Raw genomic sequence first — 23,676 nt, forward strand, 5'->3', positions numbered from 1 at the left:
GTTCCGGACGGCGGCCGCCGTGCTCGAGCAGGGTAAAGACTTCTTCCTGCACCGCGTCGATCTCGCCGAGCGGGAGGTCGGGGTCGCGGACAATGAAAAGGTCTCCGAGTTTCCGGTGTTCGTAGACGCGCAGGATGCCCGAAGGCGTGCGCTGGGTGTCGGTCTCGCGGAGGATCTTTTTCCGCTCCAGCATCACGGCGAGGATGTAGCGGACGTTCTCGGTGTGGTCCTCGTCCTCCTCGACCAGACGGCGCAGGAGTTCCTCGGGGCTCTCCTTCTTGAAGACGTCCTTCTTCTCCTCGACGACCGGTGCGTGGTAGACGGCCTTCCATTGCGAGAAGGGCTTTTCGGCGTCCGGACCGCGCTCCTTCCAGGCCTCGAGGCTGAAGTCCTTGCGCAGGTAGCCCGACGACTCCGGGTCGGGGAAGAGGGCCGTCATGATGGCCTCGCCGTCCGCGAAGGGGCGTTCGGTGGCGGCGCAGGACCGGGAGCGGGAGCGGATGTGCCAGGATTCTGGAAGAGCCATCGGGAGAAGCTGGATGCAGGAAGGGAACTCAGGCCTCGGCGGGGATGAACTTGCGGAGGGTCTGGTAAATCGGCCGGCCGGCGAGGCGGCGCTGGAACAGGAAGATGGCGATGCCGCCGAAAACCAGGTTCGGCAGCCAGGCGGCGATGGCCGGCCGGATGTGCCCGGAGTCGCCGAGGCTCAGGCAGACATTGGAAACGAAAAGCATCCCCGCGCACAGGAAGACCGCCACGGCGACACCGCCGCTGGCGCCGCGGCGGGTGAAGACGATGCCGAGCGGGGTGGCGAGCAGGACCACGATCAGGCAATTGAACGGTTGCGCCCAGCGGTAGTGCCATTGCGTCAAGTGGGCGCCGCGGCTGGCCCAGGTGCCGGGCGGGTTGGCCTGCAGCCAGTCGTTGAGGTCGGGAATGCCGAGCTGGCCGGCGGGCAGGCCGGGGCGGATCAACTGGGCGGGCACCTCGCTCCAGCCCGCGATCACCAGGGGATCCGGCAGGTTCTTTTCAAAGACCGGCTGGACCCCGGTCTGGCAGAGCTGCTTGCGGACGCCCCGGAAGGTCCAGTCGCGGGTGATCGGCGACCACGACGCGGTCGCGGCGGAAATGATGCTCGCCAGCGAGCCGTCGGCCCGCTCCTGGATGACGGTGACCCGGGACAGGGGGGCCCCTTTCTGGTAGTCGGGCGGGAAGGAGCCGATCATCCACAGCCGCCGGTCGTCGGTATTGCGGTAGCGGATGTTGGGCTCGGCCACGCTGTCGAGGCCCTTGGCCTGGCGGATCACCGCGCTTTCGGCGGCGACCGCGGCCGGTGCCCACTGGTAGTTGAGGCCCGCGCAAAGGACGGCGGCGAGCGCCCCGGCAACCAGGAACGGCGTGGTCATGCGGGCCAGTCCGCGGCCGGTTTGGATCATCGCGACGACCTCCCGCGAGCGCGACAAGCGTCCCAGGCAGTAGAGGATGGACAGGAGCAGCGCGTAGGGCAGCAGCATCACCATCACCTCCGGCATGCGCACGGCGTAGAGCTTGATGGCGTAGGCCGCGGCGTTGTCGCTCAGCCGCAGGTCGTCGAGGTTGTCACCGAGGTCGGCGATGAGCCAGACGACGAAAAGGCCGAACAGGCAGATGAAGAAAAGAGCCAGGAACTGGCGGGCGACATAGCGCGCCATGGTGCCGCCGAGGGCGTAGAAGATGCCGCCGACGGCCGGCAGGAAGCAGAGGGCGACGGCGATCATCGGCCGCAGGTGGTGGGCCTCGGCCTGGACGTCGGGGAAGTTGCTGAGTTGTTCCTGGACGGCCTGGTGTTCCGCCGGGCCCACCCGCAGGGCGAGCAGCGCGCCGCCGAGGGCGAGGAGCAGGGGGACGAGGATTCGCGGCATGGGAAGCTGGAGGGGAGCATGCGAAGGAACCCGGGTTTGTAAAGATCGTCGGTTTGGTGCTTGGCAGCGGGCGGCCTTCGCCCTGCAAATGCGGTCCGCATGATTTCCGCCCTCGAGGGACAGCCGATGCCCGACGCCTTCGTCGAGGAGATCGGCATGGCATTCTCGAATGCCGGCAGCCTGGCGCGGTCGAAGGACTTCGAATTCCGCGCCGAGCAGCAGCAGCTGGCGGTGGCCGTGGCGCAGGCACTCGTCGAGGAACGCTGCCTGGTCGCCGAGGCGGGAACCGGCGTCGGCAAGTCACTGGCCTATCTGCTGCCGGTCGCCCGCTACGCGCTGCGGACGGGACGCAAGGCGATCATTTCCACCCACACCATCAACCTGCAGGAGCAGCTGGTGCGGAAGGACATCCCGATCGTCCGCAAGCTGCTCGGCGAGGAGTTGCCGGCGGTCCTGCTCAAGGGCCGGCAGAATTACCTCTGCCCGATGCGCCTCAGCCGCGCCCGCGAGCAGTCGGGCGACCTGTTCACGAGTTCCGAGTCCGATGAGCTGGAGCGCATCCGCGAGTGGGCGGAGGGCACCCGCGACGGCACCCTGAGCGACCTCGACTTCCAGCCGTCGATGAAAGTCTGGCTGCAGGTGTGCTCCGAGGCGCACGTTTGCACCGCGCGCCATTGCGGTCCGCGGGGGAACTGCTTTTTCCAGGAAGCGCGCAAGGCGGCGGCGGACGCCCGGCTGATCGTGGTCAACCACACGCTGTTCTTCGCCCTCCTCGACACCGGCGACAACCTCGACGGCGAGAAACCCTCCGGTTTCCTGTTCCCGAACGATTTCGCGGTGCTGGACGAAGCCCACACCCTGGAGCAGGTCGCGGCGGTCCAGCTCGGCCTGCGGGTCAGCCAGGCGGGCATGCGCTTCGACTTGCTGCGTCTCTACAATCCCCGCACCCGGAAGGGCCTGCTGCGGCCGTTCCGGAAGTCCGGGCCGCTGCTGGCGGTGGAGGATGCGATGAAGGCGGCCGACGAGTTCTTCGGTCGGATCGGCGGTGCCGCGCGCTTCGGCGAGTATTCCAAGGAGTGGCGCGTCCGCGAACCCGAGCTGGTTCCCAACAGCACCGCCGAACCGCTGCGGCGGCTCTGGCAGGAGATCGATGCCCTCGCCGCCGATGTCGAAAGCGAGACCACCCGGGCCGAGCTGCAGGACGCGTCGCGCAAGCTGCGGGAGGCGCACGGGTCGATCGCCTGCTTCCTCGACCAGAGCAACGACGACACCGTGCACTGGATCGAGCGTTCCGGCCGCGACGAGACGATGTTTTCCCTGCATGCCGCGCCGATCCACGTGGCGGACAAGCTGCGGCCGTTGCTGTTCGCCGACGGCAAGACCTGCATCATGACCAGCGCGACCCTCGGGGTGGGGGACCCGCAGCTCGGCTGGTTCCGCGGCCGGGTCGGGGCGGAGGACGTGCCGGCGCTGTGCATCGGCAGCCCCTTCGATTTCCAGCGGCAGATGAAGATCCGCATCTGGAAGAAGATGCCGGAGCCCTCCAGTCCCGACTACGCCAAGGCCTTGGTCGAGGCGATCCGCGACGCGGTGGAGGCGAGTGAAGGCCGGGCCTTCGTCCTGTTCACCAGCTACCGGATGATGCGCGATGCGGCGGACAAGCTGCGCCGTCATTTCGAGGACAAGGGCTGGCGCTTGCTGATGCAGGGGGAAGGAATGCCGCGCCACCGGATGATCGAGGAATTCCGCCGCGACATCGGCAGCGTGTTGTTCGGCACCGACAGCTTCTGGACGGGCGTCGATGTGCCCGGAGAAACCTTGTCGAACGTGGTGGTCACCCGGCTGCCCTTCGCGGTTCCCGATCATCCGCTCACCCAGTCGCGGCTCGAGGCGCTCGAGGCGGAGGGTGGCAATCCCTTCGTCGATTATTCCGTCCCGGAGGCGATCCTCAAGCTGCGGCAGGGCGTCGGCCGCCTGATCCGGACGGCCAAGGACAGCGGGTTGGTGTCGATCCTCGACAACCGCATCCTCACCAAGCGCTACGGCCGGATGTTCCTGGACGCATTGCCGGACGCGCCGGTCGAGATCGTCGGCGGTTAGATCGATTCCGAGGCGGCGATCGCGCGCTTCAGCAAGCCCGCGCTCCACTGGCCCGGCGCGGTCGGGGCATCGCCGAGGTAGCCGTAGTTCAGGACCGACCCGTACTGGGCGCAGAGCAGGCGCGACACCGGCGCGAGGGCACCCATGCCCATCAGGGAAAGCGGGATCACGTCCACTTCCTTCAGGATCTCCGCGAGGCGCGCGGCGTCGCGGGGCGTGTGCAGGCGCACCGCGGCCTTGAAGCACGTCGCCCCGGCCGCGGCCGCCCGGGCCGCCATCGCGGGGATGCGGTCGAAGGAATCCGGCCGGCCGTCGAAATCATGCCACGAGGCGACCCAGGGAATCCCGGATTCCCGGACCTTGTCTAACAAGGGTGCCATCTCGTCCGCGGAGGCCAGTTCGACGTCGATCACCGCCGCTTCGCCGAGCACCTGCTCGAGCAGCCCGCTCCGCCGGTCCGCCGGCAGCTCGCCGGCGCCTCCTTCATCGCCTCGCCGGGCGGTGAAGAGGACCGGAATCCCGGTGAGGTGGGACCACGGCCGGTCCGCGGCATCGACGCCCTCCGCGGCTAACAGGTCGAGGCGGATCTCGATCAGGTCGCAGTCGCCCGCGACCCCGTCCGCGGAGGCTTCACGGAGGCTCTTTGCATTCCCAAAACTCCCCACTACCCGGGGATGCGCGGAATTCAGAATCACTTGCGGACGGCTCACCGGCGCAGCAGAAACGCCTGCCCGAGCCGGTGTCAACCCCGGTCGCCCATGCTCAGCGGCTCCGATGTAAATACCGCAGGGAATTTTCTCCCCCGATGCGTGGATTTCTCTGGTCAATCCGGGGAGCCATTCCCTAGTTCTCAAAAAACCAAAAGCCCACCATGAAACATTGTCTCAGCCCTGTTCGTAGGTCCGCGCTCGCCCTCTTCGCAGCGTCCGCCTCCGCCTTGACCTTTCTCGCGGCCCCTGTCCACGCCCAGGGTAAAGCCGAGGTGGGCAAGCTCGTTTTCGATGACATTCCGTCGCCGGAATTCGGTGGTGTGAAGAACAAGTCTTTCAAGCCGAAGGATTGGCTGGAAGTCGAAGCGGGCATCAAGATTCCCGCCACCAATGCCGACCAGAAGCGGATCGGCTTCATCAACCAGGTTACCGTCAAGTGGTACGTGGCGATGGACAATCCGGACGGCAGGGGCTTCGTCAAGCTGTCCAAGACGATCAATCACATCAACGTGCCGATCGACGAGGAAGTCTTCACTTCGGTGTATCTCTCGCCGAGCACCCTCAAGCGCCTCACCGGCAAGGACAAGGCCGGCAAGAGCTCGGTCAAGGCGGTGGGCGTCGAGGTTCTGGTGGACGGCGTCAAGGTCGGCCAGGGATCCGAGAAGCAGAAGGACGGCTGGTGGAACTCGGCCAGCCTCTCCGACCAGAGCGACAAGTTTCCTTTGCTCAGCAAGATCGAGACCCCCTTCGCGGTGATGTGGTGGGATCGCTACGCCGAGATCCAGAAGGAACGCTGATTTTTTCCAACCCGGCTCCCCGGTCCAAACCCTAGTCTTTCACCTAGCCCGTCATGGCTGACACACAGTCCTCAATCGCACTTAACATCGGCTCCCAGCGGGTCAGTATGGCCGTGTTCGAACCGTCGAAATCCGGCGGTCTCGTCCTCAAGGCCTACGACAGCGAGACCATTCTCGCCGATCCCGCCACCGAAGCCTCCCGCCCGTCGCAGATCGGCCTTGCCATCTCCGAACTTTCCCAGCGCCTCAAGACCGGCCGTTCCAAGGTCCGCTACGCGATCTCCGGTCAATCGGTCTTCACCCGCTTCGTGAAGCTGCCGCCGCTCGACGACGACAACATCGAGCAGCTGGTCACTTTCGAAGCCCAGCAGCACGTGCCCTTCCCGCTGGAAGAGGTCGTGTGGGACTACGAAGTGCTCGAAGGCGCCGGCGAGAAGGAAGTCGTGATCGTGGCGATCAAGGGCGACGCGCTCGACGAACTCAACGAGTCGGTGACTTCCACCGGTCTCAGCACCGCCGAGGTCGATGTGGCCCCGATGGCGCTCTACAATGCCTTCCGCGCCAGCTATCCGGGCGTCACCGAGCCGGTCCTCCTGATCGACATCGGCGCCAAGACCAGCGACCTGCTCTACATCGAGGGCAAGCGCTTCTTCACCCGTAGCGTCGCGATGGGCGGTGCCGCGATCAGCACCGCGATCGCCAAGGAATACGGCGTTCCCTTCCCCGAGGCGGAAGCCCACAAGACCCAGGGCGGCATGGTTGCCCTCGGCGGCGGCCACACCGAGCAGATGGATGAGACCACCGCCGCGCTGGCGATGACCATCCGCAACACCCTCGGCCGCCTGCCGGCGGAAATCGCCCGCACCACCAATTACTACCGCAGCCAGCACGGCGGCAACGCGCCGAAGCTGGTGATCCTCGCCGGTGGCGGTGCCAACCTTCCCTACACCAAGGAATTCTTCGAGGAGAAGCTCCACCTTCCGGTCGAGTTCTTCAATCCGGTCGGCGCCATCTCCGTCGGCAAGGGGGTCGATTCCGACAAGGTCGGCCGCGAAGCGCACCTGATGGGTGAGCTCATCGGTCTCGGCCTGCGCGGCGTCGGCAAGTCGGCAATCAACATCGATCTCGTCCCCACCAAGGTCCAGGCGACCCGTGAGGCCGACAAGAAGAAGCCCTTCTACATCGGCGCCGCCGCGGTCTTCCTCGGCGGGCTCGCCCTCTGGGGCGTCATGAACACCCTGGCCGCCGGCAAGGGTCAGGACAAGCTCGCCAGCCTGAAGGAACAGCAGGAGGAGCTCGCCGCCTATGCGGGCCCGATCAAGCAGGAGTTCGCCAAGCAGGACAAGCTGGTTGCCACTGCCACCCAGTACACCAACGCCGAGGACGACCGGACTTTCTGGCTCGACCTGTTGGACGAACTGAAGGCCGGCTTCGCCAGTGACTCCGTCTGGATCAGCGATTTCGAGCCGCTCTACGGCTATGATGCGCTCGCGACCGGCGATGCCGCCAAGAAGGTCAAGCCGACGGTCAAGAACGAGTTCGCCACCGCGACCTACGGGACCACCGGCCTGCAGAACATCCAGGTCGACCAGAAGCTCGACAGCCGGGGCCGCCCCGTGAAGCCCAAGCCGGGTGATCCGGAGCCGATCGCCACCGCCAACGCGGTCCGCATCAAGGGTTTCTGGCGCGAGAATCCGCGCGGCTCGAACCTGGTCTACGACCTCCTCAAGAAGCTCCGCGAAAATCCCCAGCACTTCAAGTTCCAGGCGATTGCGACCACGGAGAAGGGCAAGAAGGAGGAAGTGACCTTGAAGGATCAGGATATCGTCAAGCAGCTCGAAAGCGCCCCGGCGGAAGAGAGCTTCGCCTCACCGTTCGAACTGGTTCTGCCGCTGTCGCGCGAGGTTCCCGTCAAATAACACTTTCAAAAACCCATTTAACACGCCTCGACCATGAGTTGGATCCAGGAAAATCGTTTCGCCGCCGGACTCGGTGGCATCACCGCCGTTGCCGCCGCGGGCCTCATCGCCTGGGGAGTTTCGGCGGGCAAGAAGTACAACACCGCCAAGGAGGAATACGAGGCGGCCTCGGGCGAGGTCGACTCGATGGAGAGCGCAAGGCTCTACCCCAGCGAGGAGAACCTCTCCGGCAAGGTGAAAGCCGTGAAGGAATACACCAAGGAGGTGGGCGAGCTGGAAGAGGCCTTCGTGCCGTTCCGCACCGCCACTCCGCCGAACGTCGATCCCGACCAGTTCACCGAGGCCTTGCTCAAGGCGAAGGAAGTGGCCGCTGCCGCCTTTGAAAAGGCCGGGACTGAATTGCCGGCCGAATTCTTCCTCGGCTCCGAGGTTTACACCACTTCCCCGGTCAAGAAGGAGGCCACCGGCATCCTGACCTATCAGCTCGAGGCGATCAGCCAGCTGGCCGCCAACCTGGCGGACGCCGCGCCCGACAAGCTCCTGAACATCCACCGCCCGCTGCTGGCGGAGGAAGAAGGCGGCAAGTTCGAGCCGGCGAAGGGCCAGCTCCACCGCGCCCTGCCGGTGGAGATTTCCTTCAATGGCACCGAAGCCTCGCTGCGGAAGTTCCTGTCGTCGCTCGATGACTCCGGGAAGTTCTACTACGTGATCCGTTCGATGCGGGTCATGAACGAAAAGACCAAGGCGCCGACCGCCTCCGACGGCGTGTTCCAGTCCGATGAGCCGGAAGGCGGTGCCGAGGCGGCCGATCCCTTCGGTGGCGCCGGTGGTTTCGTCCTGCCGGGCGAAGAGCCGGCCGAAGACGCCGCCGCGGAAACCCCGGATGCAGAAGCACCGGCGGAAGAGGCTCCACCGGCCGACGAAGGTAACATCCTCCAGCAGGTGCTGGGTTCGGAGAAGATCAACGTCTTCCTCCGCATCGACATCCTCCAGTTCCTCGAAGCAAACAAGGCCTGATCCCGGTCGCAACAAACCCATCTCACAGTCATGTCCCAGCTTCCAAAGAACTTCGAAAAGATGCTCCTCGGTGGAGCCTGCGTCGCCGCCGTCGGCCTCGCGGCCCTCGGCTTCATGAAGTCCGGCGCGGTCGAAACCGACTTCGACCACTCGCTGGCCGGATCCGGCAAGGATGACGTCGGCATCCCCGAAGCCGCCGCCACCACCAAGGCGATCAACTCGCTCAAGTCGAACCGGGTCATCGAGCCCGGCGACGACGACGGACGTCCGGTCGACATTTTCGTCGGCATCCCGCTGTTCGCCGACAAGAATAACCCCAACAAGCCGGTCGATTTGATCGACGGCAAGGAAGTCCACGAGGGCATTCCGAACCGTTGGTGGATCGAGACCGGTGCCGACATCACCTTCGCCAACTCCCCGGATCGCGACGACGACGGCGACGGCTACACCAACCGCGAGGAGTACGAAGGCAAGACCCATCCGGTCGATGCCAAGAGCTACCCGCCGCTGATCAACAAACTCGCCTATCTCAAGGATGAGTCGATCCAGTGGTATGTGCAGTTCGGCTTCGAGTCGGGCGGCAAGTGGGCACCCAACATCCTCGGCGTGATGCCCGACGGCAAGGCCTTCAAGAGCCGCGTCAGCGCGGTGGAGATGCTCGAAGTCGGCGACACCTTCTTCGAGGACGGTCCCTTCGCCGGGCGCTTCAAGTTCACCGGCATGACCGAAAAGGAAGTGACCAGCGAGCGCACCCAGCTGACCCAGACCAAGCGGATCGGCCTCTACGAGGACCTCAAGCCGAACAAGGCCGGGACCAAGTACGAGTCCGAGCAAAGCCTGCCGAAGGCCCAGCTCGACGCCAGCGCCTACTATGACCGCACCGCGGTGCTCGAACTCCAGGCCATCGGTGAAGAAGGCACGCAGTTCAAGGTCGAGGAAGGCACCAAGTTCGCCCTGCCCTCCGGCGGCGACGAGAAGAATTACCTGCTGAAGACCGTGACCCCGGAGTCCATCGTCGTGGAGTACACCGACGCCGACGGCAAGACCCAGACCAAGGAAATCTCCAAGGGCGGCACACCCTAACCTTTATTCAACCCGTTTTTGAAAAAATCGCTTCCCAATCGCCGGCCAGACCGGCAGAACACCGCACCAACCATGCAAAAAACGCCAACGCATCGTACCCGCACCACTGCTGCTGCCTTGATGGCGGTGGCCGCTGTGATGCCGGTCGCCCTGACAGTCGCCAACGCCGGCGAAGGATCCTACGGCGGCGGCTACAGCAGCCTCGCCCAGAAGGAAATGATCCGCCGCCAGAACGCGGTCGCTGAATCGGACAGGCTCCGTGACGAAGGTCGCGAAGCCTATGCCAAGGGCGACTACAAGCAGGCGGTCGACAAGTACAGGGAGGCTCTGCAGGTGTTGCCCGATGCGCCCATGGTGCAGGATCGCCGGACCTATCTCACCCAGCTTCTTGCCGACGGTTCCACCGCTCTCGGCGACAATTACCGCAAGCTCGGCAAGTACGATGAAGCCCGTCAGCTGGCGGACGACGTGCTGGCCGTGGACGCGAACAATGCCGATGCCAAGCGTCTCAACGACTGGCTCGATGATCCGATCCGCACCAACCCGGCGCTGACCTACGAGCACACCGAGAACGTCGATGAGGTTCGCCGCAAGCTCTATACCGCCGAAGGCAACTACGATCTCGGCAAGTACGACGAAGCCCATCGCGTGTATGAAGACGTGCTGCGGATCGACCCGTACAACAAGGCCGCCCGCCGCGGCATGGAGAAGGTCGCCCAGGCCCGCGCCGATTACTATCGCGCCGCCTACGACCAGACCCGCGCCCACCTCCTCGCCGAAGTGGACAAGGCTTGGGAACTCTCCGTTCCCCCGCTGATCACCGACCAGATCGATCCGGGCACGGGCAGTCCGAACGTGACCGGCGGTGCCACCTACATCCTCAACAAGCTGAAGAACATCACCATCCCGGTGATCAACTTCGAGGATACCTCGGTGGAAGAAGCCATCGACTTCCTGCGCCTGCGCTCGATCGAACTGGACACCCAGGAGATCGATCCGACCCGCAAGGGCATCAACTTCGTCATCCGCAAGCCCCGCGGTGGTGCCAGCGGCGACGCCGGCCTCGACGCCGATTCCGGCGGTGGCCTCGGCGGTGCCGCCCAGGACCCGGGCTCCCTTCGGATCGACCAGCTCAGCCTGCGCAACGTGCCGCTCGCTGAAGCCCTGAAGTACATCTGCGACAAGACCAAGCTCCGTTACAAGGTCGATGAGTTCGCCGTGACCCTGGTTCCGGCGACCGAGACCGACGAAGACCTGTTCACCCGCAGCTTCCGCGTTCCGCCGGACTTCCTGTCCAAGCTGGGCGGTGGCAGTGGAGCCGGCGAGGATTCCGGCGACGATCCGTTCGCTCCGGATGCCGGTGGTGGCACCACCCGCACCCTTGCCCCGCGCAAGAGCGAAACCCAGCTTCTCAGCGACAACGGCGTGAAGTTCCCGGAAGGTGCTTCGGCCAAGTTCTTCGCCGGCAGCAGCACCCTGCTCGTTCGCAACACCCCGACCAACCTCGACCTGATCGAGCAGATCGTCTCCCAGCTGGTCGGCGACACGCCGAAGCAGGTGAAGATCTCGACCAAGTTCGTCGAAATCTCCCAGGAGAACACCGACGAGCTCGGCTTCGACTGGCTGGTGTCGCCCTTCGGTCTTTCCGCCAACCAGGTCTTCCTCGGCGGTGGCACGATCGGCAGCGGCATGGTCCGCACCAATGCCGACTTCATCAGCCCGGTTGACGGTGTGAACATCCCGGGTGTCCCGGCTTCCTCCGGCACCAATGTCACCGACATCGTCACCGGCGGCCTCCGCAGCGGCGACGGCGCGATCAACCGCAACAGCATCGACGCGGTTCTCAACAACCCGAACCGCAATGCGCAGAACGCCAACCCGGCACCTGGCATCGCGGCCCTCACCGGTCTCTTCTCCGACAGCCAGGTCCAGCTCATCATGCGTGGCCTCGCCCAGAAGAAGGGCACCGACCTGATGACTGCTCCGAGCATCACGGCCCGTTCCGGTGAGAAGGCGTTGATCGAGATCATCCGCGAATTCATCTACCCGACCGAATACGAGCCCCCGGAACTTCCGAACTCGATCGGCGGCGGTATCAGCACCGGCGGTCTCGGCCTGTCGAGCGGTGGTGGCAGCTTCCCGGTGACCCCGGCGACCCCGACCTCGTTCGAAACCCGCAACACCGGTGTGACGCTCGAGATCGAACCGACCATCGGCGGCAACGACTTCGTGATCGATCTCCGCTTCGCTCCCGACATCGTCGAGTTCGAAGGCTTCGTGAACTACGGCAGCCCGATCCAGTCCCCGGCGACCGACTTCCTCGGCAACCCGGTGACGGTGATCATCACCGAGAACCGGATCGAAATGCCGGTCTTCTCCAGCCGCCGTGTCACCACCGCGCTCACCATCTATGACGGCTACACCGTTGCCGTTGGTGGCCTGATGCGTGAAGACGTGCAGACGGTTGAGGACAAGGTGCCGATCCTCGGTGACATCCCGGTTGTGGGGCGCCTGTTCCAGTCGCGCTCCGAAAACCGGATCAAGAGCAACCTGATCATCTTCGTGACCGCCCAGATCATCGACGCCACCGGCCGTCCGATCCGCGGTGGGGATGCCCTGCCGACCGTTGGCGGTGGGGATGCAGGCTCCGATCCGAGCGTGTTGCCCGAACTCGGGAACTGATATACGCGATTCAGATTCATCGGGCGGAAGGGAAACCTTCCGCCCGTTTTCTTTTCCCCGATGCCGGCTTTGCCCGGTGGTTCGAGGGCGCGAATAGAGATTGATGGAGGCCTTGCCCGGAGCGCAGCCTCCGGCGTGCTCGTGTTCGGACTCAGCGGAGGCATCGCCAGCGGCAAATCCACGGCGTGCCGGATGATGGCGGAAAGGTCGTCCCGCATCGCGTTCTTCGATGCGGATGCTTCGGTGCACCGCCTGCTTGCGGAAGATCCGGTCGTGGCCGGGCGGATCGTCGGCCGCTTCGGCGACGAGGTGCGGCTGGCGGCCGGCGGGGTGGATCGGTCGGTCTTGCGCCGCAAGGTTTTCGATGATCCGGCCGCGCGCCGGGACCTTGAGGCCATCCTGCATCCACGGGTGCGGGAGGAATGTCTTGAATCTTTGGCGCTTGCCCGCAAAGTTGGCGCGCCCCTGTTCGTGGCGGACATCCCGCTCCTGTTTGAAAACGACTTCGATTTCGGACAATGCGGGAACCTCCTGGTGGCCGCCGGAATTTCGACCCGCCGCCAAAGGCTTCGCGACCGCAACGGCTTCGACGAAGCGACCATTGACTCGATCCTTGCGGCGCAGATGCCCCAGGAAGAGAAGATCCGCAGGGCAGACCATGTTTTTTGGAACGAGGGCCCGCCCTCGGTCCTGGAATCGCAGATCCTGCGCTTCCTGCAATCCCACGCCATCATGAGCGACGATACCCCAGAACAAGAACTTCCGGCCGACGACTCCGCACCTGCCGTGCAGGAGGCCGCGCCGGCGCCCCAGACCATCGATATCAACGCGTTTCGCCTCAAGCCTTTGGCGGAGCTGCTTTCGATGGCGGAGGCGGTCCCGGTCCGGATCACCGCCGGAGCTTCCAAGGCGCAATTGATTTTCGAGCTGCTGAGCTTTTATGCCAACGAAGGCGCCGATCTGGTGGGGGAGGGGATCGTCGAGCAGGCCAAGGAGAATTACGCGATGTTGCGTGATCCCGCGCGCAGCTTCCGGACCTCGCCGGACGATCTGTATGTGAACGGGCACCTGCTGCGCGATCACGGCCTGCGGGCAGGCAACCGGGTCAAGGTGAGGATCCGCTCGCCGCGGGATCGCGACAAGTATCTGTCGGCGGTCGAGGTGCTCGAGATCGAGGGCGTTCCGGCGGCGGAATACTCGGTGCCGAAGGACTTCGACAAATTGACGCCGCTGTTTCCCGACGAGCGGCTTGTCATGGAATCGGACGGCCCCGAGGCGATCGGCGTCCGGGTGCTGGATCTGGTCGCGCCGCTCGGCAAAGGCCAGCGCGGGCTGATCGTGGCGCCGCCCCGCGGAGGCAAGACGATCCTGCTCAAGCAAATCGCCAAGGCGATCCGCCGCAATCACCCGGAGGTGGAATTGATCGTCGTGTTGCTCGACGAACGGCCCGAGGAAGTCACCGACTTCGAGGAAACCGTTGGTACCACGGTTTTCGCCTCGACCTTTGACGAGGCGCCGCGGCGCCATGCCCAGGTCGCCGACCTGGTCATCGAGCGCGCCCGCCGCTTGGTCGAGCAAGGCAAGGACGTCGTCCTGTTGCTCGACAGCTTGACGCGGCTCGCGCGCGGTCACAATTCGGCCTCGCAAGGGGGGCCGATCGGCAGCGGTGGCGTCAGTCCCGCGGCCCTGCAGAAATCGCGCAAATTCTTCGGCAACGCACGCAATGTCGAGGAAGGCGGCAGCCTCACGATCCTGGCCACCGCCTTGATCGAGACCGAGAGCCGGATGGACGACGTGATCTTCGAGGAGTTCAAGGGAACCGGGAACATGGAGGTCCGGCTCGACCGCGAACTGGCCGAGCGCCGGGTCTTCCCCGCGATTCACATCCCGCAGAGCGGTACCCGCAACGACGACCGTCTCTATCACCCCGACGAGTTCGTCAAAGTGCTAGATATCCGCCGCCAGCTGGCACAATTGCCCATCGGTGATGCGATCGAAACCCTGCTCAAAAACCTCCGTGGCACGAAGACCAACGCGGAGTTGCTGCTCAGGGGGCTACGTTGATCCGGTTGCCGCCGGAGAAGTTGACAATGCAAAGACAATGAAGGGTCGTTGCGGGATTGGCCGGGTCGACTTCCGAGAATCTGCTTGTCAAATCCAGAAGGCACCTTGAGTTTTCGCGCATGCAAACCCACCGGATTGTCGCGACCGTCGCGTCTCTAATGTGTCTGGCCGCAGCCCAAGCGGACGTCTACATGGGACTCGGCGCCGACCAGCTGCACTATCAGGAAAGCGCCCTCAAGGTGCGCTTTGATTCAGGCGAACTCAATTTGATCCTGCGGGACGGATTGGTGGTTCTCGCCCCGTGCAGCGTCGACCCACAGCTTTTCTTCTTCACGCCCAGCATTCCCTGCCCGCTGGGTGCCACGGGCTTCATCGCCCAAGGTGACGTCGACCGCGACGGGGTTCGCGACGACAACCAGTATTGGTCCGTCGCGACGGTGGTTCCGGCTCTCTTGATCGAGCCGTCCCGCCAGGATCTCGTGCAGCTTTTTGCGGCTCCGCCATCGAAGTTGCCGCGCCCCTTGCAAAACTTCCGCGACGACTCGCTGGTGGCGTTCTACGACATTTCCACCCCGACGGTCCGTCACTTCGACCAGTCGCGCTATGAATTCGTGCGCCGCTACGGTTCGGTGCGTCAGGTTGAGACCACGATTGCCCGCGGCCTCGTTGGTCCCGCTGGCGCGGGTGCAGGCACCATCATTCTTACCGTGACGGGCGCGGATATCCCGAACTCCCCGGTCGTGGTTGAAATCGACGCGGAGATCCAGACGGCGGCCGAATGGGCCAACACCGCCCGCCTTGCTCTCGGGGCGAACGCGGACATCACGTCGGTTTATTCCGTGGGTGGAACCGGTGCCAACATCGTCCTTACCGAGCTGGTTGCGGACGGCAACGACCCGACCCTGAACATTGCCATCGAGGCCGGAACCGCGACGCTGGCGGAGCTTCCGATCCCGACGAGCTTGAATACGCTGGCCGGGACATACGTCGGGACGCCGGCGGCGGCGCTCAAGCAAATGGGCGAGGAACTGGTTCCGGGGCAATACACCTTCACGTTCCCGCGGCTGGGTAGTCCGGACCTGAATCCGGTGGCAATCCCGGTCACCGTGGTTCCCTACGTGGAGGCTTACGGAGCCGGACGGCAGGCCCGGAAAGGGTTCCGTTTCACCCAAGCCAGCTGGGACGGGGACTACTATCAGATGGACCCGCGCGTGATCACGTCGATCGACTGGCAGGGCAACGACCGCTCGGTGATCCGGCCGGGTGACGAGATTTACTTCTCGATCCTCAACGAGGCCGAGGACTTCCTGCTGTTCCCGCCGACGGTTCCGCAGAATCCGGTGCTTCTCAGCACCCCGACGGTGACGAGCTACACCATGCCGCCGTTCTTCTTCACCGTCGGTGATGAAGGCGTGATCAACCTCCGCTTCCAGCGCAACTTGCCGAGCAATGGTGTCGCCTACGATGTCTCCCAGCGGGTCTTCCGGGCGAGGACCCGTATGGTCGACAGCTACTATGGCTATGCCCCGGTGACCTTGCCGATCGGCACCTCGAAGCGCGACCTGGATCCGAAGTCGAACATCGACGGCGACTCGATGACCAATATCGAGGAGTTCGCCTACCAGTTCCCGACGAACGAAGACATCAATGCCTCTGCCAAGGAACAATATGACCCGGGCGTCTCGGACACCTTCGACTTCGTCGAACAGTTCAGCCGGGTTGTGACGAAGTTCCCTGATCCGATCAACGACCCGCTCGTCCAGCCCGACGGTCCGGCGGCTCCGTATCTCGATGCCGACAATCACATCGTCTTCGAGGTTCCTTACCGCCCTCGCATCGGCACTTCGCTGAAGTACCAGTTCGTGGAATACATCACCAACAAGCGGGGCAAGAAGCGCGCCAAGAAGCTCAAGAACATCACCAAGGATTGGACCTTGGAGCTGAGCGATCCGGTGGAGGAGACCGTCAATGTCCTCATCGAGATCAAGGTGATCGACACCGCGACCGGCGATGTGACCGCGATTCAGTCGGGTGGCAACATGGATGTGACCCTCGGTCGCCAGTATCTCGTTCTTCGCAGCCTTGAACCGGTGGCGGATCCCCTTGCGCCGCTTCCGGAACTGGGTGTGATCCCGACCGCGGTGAAGATCAATTGATCTCGCGCTCCGGTTGTTTGTTCGCACGATGCCTCATCCGAGCTAGCTGAATCTCAAACTCCGGTGCCCGATTTCGGGGGCCGGAGTTTTTCCATGTTGTCATTGGATTTCTACATGTCGTCCCCCGTTCTGGTCCGCAGTCATCAAGAGCTTACCTCGCTGCTTTCCCGGCCGCAGGCCGGGGCCGTATGTGCCATCGATACCGAGGCGGACAGCTTGCATCGCTACCGCGAGTCGCTCTGCCTGGTCCAGTACGCATGTGAGGAAGAGAATGTCCTGATCGATCCTCTGGAGATCGAAGACCTCAGCCCGCTGGGCGAGTTCCTCTCCGGCCGGCCGGTCTGGATGCACGGGGCGGACTACGACATGACAATGTTGCGCCGGAGTTTCGGTACCTTGCCGCCGGCGGTGTTCGACACCCAGATCGGGGCCCGGCTCCTCGGGGTGAGGAAGTTCGGCTTGGCCAATCTGGTCGAACTTTATTTCGGCGTGGTGCTGTCGAAGTCGTCGCAGAAGGCGGATTGGGGGAAGCGCCCCTTGTCGCCGAAGATGATGGACTATGCGCTCAACGACGTCCGCTATCTCCTGCCGATGGGGGAGGAAATTTGCCGGCAATTGAAGGAGAAGGGTCGCTACGAATGGTTTGTCGAAAGTTGCGACGCGGCCCGTGCGAAGGTGCTGGAGCGCGATGACACCAAGGAGGATCCTTGGCGAATCCAAGGATCCGGCCGCTTGGATCGGGCAGGGCTCAATTTCCTCAAGCATTTGTGGGAGTGGCGGGACAGCGAGGCCGCCTCCTGGGACCGGCCCTCCTTCATGGTGGTGACCAACCGCCAGTTGATCGAGTGGAGCATGGCTTTGACCCAAGGTCGTCGCATCGACATTCCGTCCCACTATCGTCCGGACCGCCGCAAGCGGCTCACCGAGGCCCTGGACGCGGCGCGTGCCCTCGATTCCGGGGCATGGCCGGAGAAGCCAAGGGGCTTGCGTCGTCGCCGAGACTCGGATTTCGACGCGCGTGTGGCGAAGCTGATTTCGCAGCGGGACAAGAAGGGTGAGGAACTGGATATCGATTCGTCGTTGATTGCCCCGCGTTCCGTGCTGGAGGCGATCGCCGAAGGAGAAGCGAGCCCTGATGAAGTGCTTTTGGGCTGGCAGCGCCAGTGCATGTCGATGGATTGACGGGGAACGTGGCTCCCCGTTGCAATCTGCTTTAATTCAACGGCTTGGATCGTGGGCTGGAGGGTGTTATTTCTCCGGCATTTTTGACAATCGGCCTTGTCTCACCGGGCGGCATTTCAGACCCTTCTCAGGTCCATGTCTGAAGAGCACCAAGAGCCGGAAAAGGCAGATACCAACGTCAGCGGCGAGCAGGCCTATGGCGCCGAACAAATCGACAAACTCGAGGGTTTGGAGGCCGTTCGCAAGCGGCCCGGCATGTACATCGGCGATCCCGACGAACGGGGTCTCCACCACTGCGTTTTCGAGGTGCTCGACAACTCGATCGACGAGCATCTCGCGGGCTACTGCAGCCGCATCAAGATTTCGATCCACGTGGATGGCTCGATTTCCGTCGCCGACAACGGCCGCGGGATCCCGGTGGACGTCCACCCCAAGTTCGGCATTCCGGCGGTCGAGCTGGTCCTGACCAATCTCCATGCCGGCGGCAAGTTCGGCCAGGGTGCCTACAAGTACTCCGGCGGCCTTCACGGCGTCGGTGCCAAGTGCGTCAACGCCCTCTCCGACTGGTTCAAGGCCGAGGTTTACCGCGACGGCAAGGTCCACGCGATCGGCTTCGAGCGCGGCAAGACGACCCAGCCGCTGCACGTCGTCGGCGAAGTCGATGCCAAGCGCACCGGCACCACGATCACCTTTTTCCCGGACGCGACGATTTTCGTCGATACCATCGAGTTCAAGTTCGACCGTCTCGCGACGCGCCTGCGCGAACTCGCCTTCCTCAACCCGGGGCTGACGATCGACCTCGAGGACGAGCGCCCCGAGTCGGCCAAGAAGACGTCTTTCTTCTACAAGGAAGGCATCGTGGAGTTCGTCCACCAGCTCGGTGAAAACAAGACCCTGGTGCACGAGGATCCCGTGGTGCTGACCGGCAAGAGGCAGATCGAGATCGACTACGACGGCAAGCAAACCGAGGAGGACGTCTTTGCCGATGTCGTGTTCCAGTACAACGACTCGTACAACGACCAGATCCTCTGTTTCGCCAACTCGATCCCGAACGCGGACGGCGGCACCCACCTCACGGGCTTCCGCACCGCGCTGACCCGCGGCATCAACCAGTACGCGAAAGCGAACAAGATCCTCAAGGACAAGGATCCGGCCCTTTCCGGGGACGACGTCCGCGAAGGTCTGGTCTGCGTGATCTCGGTGAAGATGCCGAGCCCGCGCTTCTCGTCGCAGACAAAGGGCAAGCTGGTGAACTCCGAGATCGAAGGCGTGGTGACGTCGATTGTCTACGAGGGGCTGGTCGCCTACTTCGAAGAGAACCCGGCGGTCGCCAAGCGCATCATCGAGAAGTCGGTCAACGCCGCCCGCGCCCGCGAGGCGGCCCGCAAGGCCCGTGAGACGGTGCGCAAGTCGGCCCTGTCCGGCGGCGGCCTGCCCGGCAAGCTCGCCGACTGTTCGGAGCGCGATCCGGCGAAGTCCGAGCTCTACATTGTCGAAGGTGACTCCGCAGGTGGCTCGGCCAAGCAGGGCCGCGACCGGCGGACCCAGGCGATCCTGCCGCTGCGCGGCAAGCTCATCAACGTCGAGAAGGCCCGTCTCCACCGCGCGCTCCAGAACAAGGAAATCCAGTCGATGATCACCGCCATCGGGGCGGGCATCGGCGACGGCGAGCAGGAGGGCTCCTTCAACATCGAGAAGGTCCGCTACCACAAGGTGGTGATCATGACCGATGCCGACGTCGACGGCTCCCACATCCGCACGCTGCTTCTGACCTTCTTCTGCCGCCACATGCCGGAGCTGGTGAAGCGCGGCTACCTCTACATTGCCCAGCCGCCGCTCTACCTGGTCACCCGGAAGAAGCGCTCGGAGTACGTCCAGGACAACGACCAGCTCAACCGGATCCTCATCGAACTGGGGTCCAGCGAGGTCGAGCTGCGGACCCACGACGGATCCCGTACCTTCTCGGCGGATGAGCTGAAGATCGTGCTCGAGAATCTTTCTTCGTTGTCCCGCTACACGACCTCGATCGAGGGCAACGGGGGCAACTTCAGGAACTACCTCGCGGCCCGCGTCGGCGGCCACCTGCCGGAGTACATGGTCCGTGTCCGCACCGGCAACGACGAGGAGATCCTCTACTTCCCCACCGAGGCCGAGCTCCGCGACTACGCGGCGGAAAACCGCGACCTGCGGTTGTTCGACGAGCAGCTCAGCGACGAGGAACTGGCCGCCCACACCGGGCCGTCGCGCCGTGCCAACCTGCACGAGCTCCACGAATCGCACGCCATTGCCCGCATCTTCACCCGCCTCAACGAATGCGGCATCGATACGGAGAAGTTCTTCGATGACGACACGCCGCTCTTCGAGCTCACCGAAGGCGACGGCGAGAAGCAGAAGGCCCACCCGGTGTTCTCGATTCCAGAGGTGCTGGTGCGGGTGCTCGAGATCGCCAGTCGCGGCGTGCAGATCAAGCGATTCAAGGGTCTCGGCGAAATGAATGCCAAGCAGCTCTTCGAAACCACCATGGACCCGGAGCGCCGGCAATTTCTGCGCGTTCGCCTCGACGAGGACAACCTGGTCGAAGCCGACAAGATGTTCGACGTCCTGATGGGCGACATTGTCGAGCCGCGGAAGCGCTTCATCGAGGACAACGCGCTCAACGTCCGCAACCTCGACGTCTGACTCCTCCACACCCCGATTTCCACTGACCTCTGATCCCTGATCACCGGCCGATCCCGAACCCATGTCCCAAGACTTCATCAAGCCGATCAACGTCGCCGAGGAACTTTCCAACTCGTTCCTGGAATACTCGATGTCGGTCATCATCTCGCGCGCGTTGCCCGATGTGCGCGACGGCCTCAAGCCCTCCCAGCGCCGCGTCCTCTACGCCATGCGCCAGCTCGGCGTGACCCCGGGCAAGGCCCACGTGAAGTGCGCCAAGATCGTCGGTGAGACGATGGGTAACTACCACCCCCACGGCGACTCTTCGATCTACTCGACCCTCGTCAACATGGGCCAGCCCTGGTCGATGCGCGAAATGCTCGTCGACGGCCAGGGCAACTTCGGTTCGGTCGAAGGCGACGCCGCGGCGTCGATGCGTTACACCGAGGCCCGCCTCCATCACCTCGGCATGGCGATGATGGAAGACCTCGACAAGGACACCGTCGACTTCCAGCCGAACTACGACGGTTCCCAGGAGGAGCCCAGCGTGCTGCCTTCCGCCTTCCCGAACTTCCTGGTCAACGGCGGCACCGGCATTGCCGTCGGCATGGCCACCAACCTGGCCCCGCACAACCTCGGCGAGGTCATCGATGGCATCTGCGCCCAGATCGACAACTCCGAGATCACGCTGGAGGAACTGATGCAGCACATCAAGGGCCCGGACTTCCCGGTATCCTGCGAGATCCGCGGCATCCGTGGCATCGAGGAATACTTCCGCACCGGCCGCGGCTCGATGCGCCTTCGCGGCAAGGTGGAGATCGAGGAGAACGAGAACGGCAAGAGCATCATTGTCATCCGCGAGGTGCCCTACGGCGTGAACCGCGCGGTGCTGCAGGAGCGCATCGCGGAACTGGTCAACGAGAAGACGCTCACCGGGATCTCGGGGATGCGTGACCTCTCCGACGAGGAGACCCGCATCGAGATCGAGCTCAAGCGCGACGCCCGGCCGCAGGTGGTGGTCAACCAGCTGTTCAAGCTCACCACGCTGGAGACTTCCTTCAGCGTCAACATGCTGGCGATCCACAAGAACCGCCCGAAGCAGCTTTCCCTAAAGGAGGCGATCGACGCCTACATCGAGCACCGCCGCGAAGTGGTCCTGCGGCGCACCCGCTACCTGCTCGGCAAGGCCGAGGAGCGCGCCGAACTGCTCGAGGCCTATCTGCTGGCGCTCGGCCACCTCGATGACTTCATCAAGATCATCCGCGACTCGAAGAACCGCGACGAGGCCCGCGAGCGGCTGGCTGCCTACGAGTTCTCCACCGCCACGGCGGAAGGGCTCGGCATCCTGATCCGATCGCAGGCGGCGGTGAAGGGCGACCGCTACGTCTTCAGCGAGCGCCAGGTCAACGCGATCCTCGAGCTCCGTCTCTATCAGCTCACCGGGCTCGAGCGCGACAAGGTCAAGGGCGAGTACGACGCCGTGCTGCTCGACATCAAGGACCTGCTCGACATCCTCGCCCGCGAGGAGCGCGTGCTCAACATCATCAAGGACGAGCTGCGCCTGATCAAAGACAAGCACGCCACGCCGCGGAAGTGCCCGATCCTCGCCGAGGCCGGCGAGATCCCGATGGAGGACCTCATCGCCAACGACGCGATGATCGTGACGCTTTCGCACCGCGGCTACATCAAGCGCACCCCGGCCAACGAGTACCGCCTGCAGGGCCGCGGCGGCAAGGGGCTCAAGGGCATGGAGACGCGCTCGACCGGCAAGGACGAGCCCGACGACTTCGTCGAGCACATGTTCAGCGTCCAGGCGCACGACTACCTGCTGTTCTTCACCAACACCGGACGGATGTACGTCGAGCGGGTCTATGAATTGCCCGAAGGCTCCCGCACGGCGATGGGGCGCAGCATCAAGAACGTGCTCAACCTCAAGCCGGACGAGAAGATCGCCGCGTTGCTGCGTCTCGAGCGCACCGTCGACGAGGACGGCAACGACGTCACCTTCCGCGAGGATGCCGGCTTCGTGTTCTTCGCGACCCGCACGGGCAAGGTCAAGAAGACCGCCCTCAACGACTTCCGCAACTACCGCAAGGACGGCATCATTGCCATCAACCTGGAAGAGGACAACGAGCTGATCGGCGTGCGCCTGACCTCGGGATCCGACGAGATCATCCTGGTCACCCACGAGGGCCTGAGCCTGCGCTTCCACGAGGACGACACCCGTTCGATGGGCCGGAACTCGATGGGCGTGATGGGCATCCGCCCGCGCGAGGAGGACTATGTGGTCGGCCTCGCCCTGGTGACCGAAGGCGCGACGCTGCTGGTCGCCTCCGACAACGGGCTCGGCAAGCGCACTTCCTTCGAGGAGTACCGCAAGCAGAGCCGCGGCGGGAAAGGCATCATCACCATGAAAGTGACCGAGAAGACCGGGCCGGTCGTCGGCGCCGTGACGGTGACCGAGCAGGACCAGCTGATGTTGATGACCTCGACCGGACAGAACATCCGCATCCGGGTGGACGGCATCCGCGAAACCGGCCGCAATGCCCAGGGCGTGAAACTGCTCACCTTGAAAGAGGGCGAGACGCTCCAGGACATCTCGATCTTCATCCCGGACGGGGAGGACGCGGGAGCGGAAACTGAAGATGGTGAGGCGCAGGAGGGCGCAGCGGCTGACGCTCCTGAAGCTCCTGCAGAATGAGCCAACGCGGCAGGCCCGGATGGAGAATTCTTCTGACGGGCCTCGTGCTTGTCTTGCTGGTCGCGTTCCTGCTCAGGCTGCAGGGGTTCCTCGACCCCATGATGCAAGGGGCTCGCGGGATTCCTTTGGCAACAGTGGAACCGTTGGATGCCGGCCGACCGTCGGAGGATGAACCGCGGTCGCGCCGGAAGCTGGGCGAGGCTGCGTCCACCGGCTCGGCGAGAATTCGATCCATGCTTGAAGTGCGGAACGGAGAAGTCGGCTTGATGCGGATCGACGGCGGCTCGTTCGGACTCCCGGACATTCCGGGCGGGCTTCCCCCTGGCATTTCAGGGGTCTCCGCCCTTTTGAATCGCGAGACATCGGCTGCGATACTTCAACGTGTCGAAAGTGAGGGGAATGGAATCAGCGGAATCCTGGGGGCGGGTGATTCAGGCGTGGAGTGGCAGGGGGAACATCTCAATCTCAAGGTGACAATTCTCCGATTCACCAATGAAGGGAGAATGGCCGATTTGCAGGTGGAGATTCAGGAGAAGGGAGAAAAGACGATGGTGTCCTGGATCACCGTGGCGGTTGGCTACTCGATCGTTGTTCGATCCGGCAATGTTGATCCCGAGGAACTCATGATCGTCGTAGGTGGGGATGATTCATCCGAGGAGATCCAACAAGAGGATCCTGAGGCTCACTCGAATTGAGGTGAGGCTCG

At 64.0% G+C, this 23,676-nt stretch carries 15 protein-coding genes; 12 read left to right on the top strand and 3 right to left on the bottom strand.

Annotated features, from left to right (window positions below; genetic code table 11):
- Positions 1 to 526 (bottom strand): hypothetical protein (locus IG178_RS00125; protein ID WP_193210450.1); only part of this gene is annotated, 526 nt, incomplete at its 3' end.
- 28 nt (positions 527 to 554) lie between these two features.
- Positions 555 to 1,901: an LptF/LptG family permease gene (locus tag IG178_RS00130; RefSeq protein ID WP_193210451.1), complete on the bottom strand. Its 1,347-nt coding sequence runs from the start codon at positions 1,899 to 1,901 to the stop codon at positions 555 to 557.
- Positions 1,902 to 2,000: 99 nt separating this feature from the next.
- On the opposite strand from IG178_RS00130, the gene IG178_RS00135 reads away from it, so the two are divergent.
- A complete protein-coding gene (locus tag IG178_RS00135; protein ID WP_193210452.1) occupies positions 2,001 to 4,001 on the top strand; it encodes an ATP-dependent DNA helicase in 2,001 nt (666 codons plus the stop codon).
- On the opposite strand, the gene IG178_RS00140 is transcribed toward IG178_RS00135, so the two are convergent.
- On the bottom strand, positions 3,998 to 4,696 hold the full coding sequence (locus IG178_RS00140) for a type I 3-dehydroquinate dehydratase (RefSeq protein ID WP_343225896.1): 699 nt from the start codon (positions 4,694 to 4,696) through the stop codon (positions 3,998 to 4,000). The two genes, IG178_RS00135 and IG178_RS00140, sit on opposite strands and share 4 nt — an antisense overlap.
- A 176-nt stretch (positions 4,697 to 4,872) precedes the next feature.
- On the opposite strand from IG178_RS00140, the gene IG178_RS00145 reads away from it, so the two are divergent.
- The 11 genes from IG178_RS00145 to IG178_RS00195 all read left to right on the top strand — a co-directional run bounded on the left by IG178_RS00145 (position 4,873) and on the right by IG178_RS00195 (position 23,665).
- Positions 4,873 to 5,508 carry an Amuc_1102 family pilus-like protein gene (locus IG178_RS00145; RefSeq protein WP_193210454.1) on the top strand — a complete coding sequence of 212 codons (636 nt, stop codon included), beginning with the start codon at positions 4,873 to 4,875 and terminating at the stop codon, positions 5,506 to 5,508.
- Positions 5,509 to 5,561: 53 nt separating this feature from the next.
- Positions 5,562 to 7,427: an Amuc_1101 family PilM-like pilus complex protein gene (gene mul2B, locus IG178_RS00150; protein WP_193210455.1), complete on the top strand. Its 1,866-nt coding sequence runs from the start codon at positions 5,562 to 5,564 to the stop codon at positions 7,425 to 7,427.
- Positions 7,428 to 7,460: 33 nt separating this feature from the next.
- Positions 7,461 to 8,444, top strand: a complete 984-nt coding sequence (locus tag IG178_RS00155) for an Amuc_1100 family pilus-like protein (protein ID WP_193210456.1) — start codon at positions 7,461 to 7,463, stop codon at positions 8,442 to 8,444.
- Positions 8,445 to 8,474: 30 nt separating this feature from the next.
- A complete protein-coding gene (locus IG178_RS00160) occupies positions 8,475 to 9,527 on the top strand; it encodes an Amuc_1099 family pilus-like system protein (protein WP_193210457.1) in 1,053 nt (350 codons plus the stop codon).
- Positions 9,528 to 9,599: 72 nt separating this feature from the next.
- Positions 9,600 to 12,209 carry an Amuc_1098 family type IV pilus outer membrane protein gene (locus IG178_RS00165; RefSeq protein WP_193210458.1) on the top strand — a complete coding sequence of 870 codons (2,610 nt, stop codon included), beginning with the start codon at positions 9,600 to 9,602 and terminating at the stop codon, positions 12,207 to 12,209.
- 141 nt (positions 12,210 to 12,350) lie between these two features.
- Positions 12,351 to 14,273 carry a transcription termination factor Rho gene (gene rho, locus IG178_RS00170; protein WP_193210459.1) on the top strand — a complete coding sequence of 641 codons (1,923 nt, stop codon included), beginning with the start codon at positions 12,351 to 12,353 and terminating at the stop codon, positions 14,271 to 14,273.
- Positions 14,274 to 14,392: 119 nt separating this feature from the next.
- The gene (locus IG178_RS00175) at positions 14,393 to 16,429 is read left to right on the top strand and encodes an MDR/zinc-dependent alcohol dehydrogenase-like family protein (RefSeq protein ID WP_193210460.1); all 2,037 of its coding nucleotides are present in this window, start codon (positions 14,393 to 14,395) and stop codon (positions 16,427 to 16,429) included.
- A gap of 114 nt (positions 16,430 to 16,543) precedes the next feature.
- A complete protein-coding gene (locus tag IG178_RS00180; RefSeq protein ID WP_193210461.1) occupies positions 16,544 to 17,611 on the top strand; it encodes a ribonuclease D in 1,068 nt (355 codons plus the stop codon).
- Between the two features lie 135 nt (positions 17,612 to 17,746).
- Positions 17,747 to 20,290, top strand: a complete 2,544-nt coding sequence (gene gyrB / locus IG178_RS00185) for a DNA topoisomerase (ATP-hydrolyzing) subunit B (RefSeq protein ID WP_193210462.1) — start codon at positions 17,747 to 17,749, stop codon at positions 20,288 to 20,290.
- Between the two features lie 61 nt (positions 20,291 to 20,351).
- A complete protein-coding gene (gene gyrA / locus IG178_RS00190; protein WP_193210463.1) occupies positions 20,352 to 22,970 on the top strand; it encodes a DNA gyrase subunit A in 2,619 nt (872 codons plus the stop codon).
- Entirely contained in the window at positions 22,967 to 23,665 is a 699-nt protein-coding gene (locus IG178_RS00195; protein WP_193210464.1) for a hypothetical protein, read from the top strand. The genes gyrA and IG178_RS00195 overlap by 4 nt, the downstream gene beginning before the upstream one ends.
- The last annotated feature ends 11 nt before the right edge of the window (positions 23,666 to 23,676 follow it).

It is taken from the genome of Neoluteolibacter marinus (assembly GCF_014904755.1).
GTDB lineage: Bacteria > Verrucomicrobiota > Verrucomicrobiia > Verrucomicrobiales > Akkermansiaceae > Haloferula > Haloferula marina.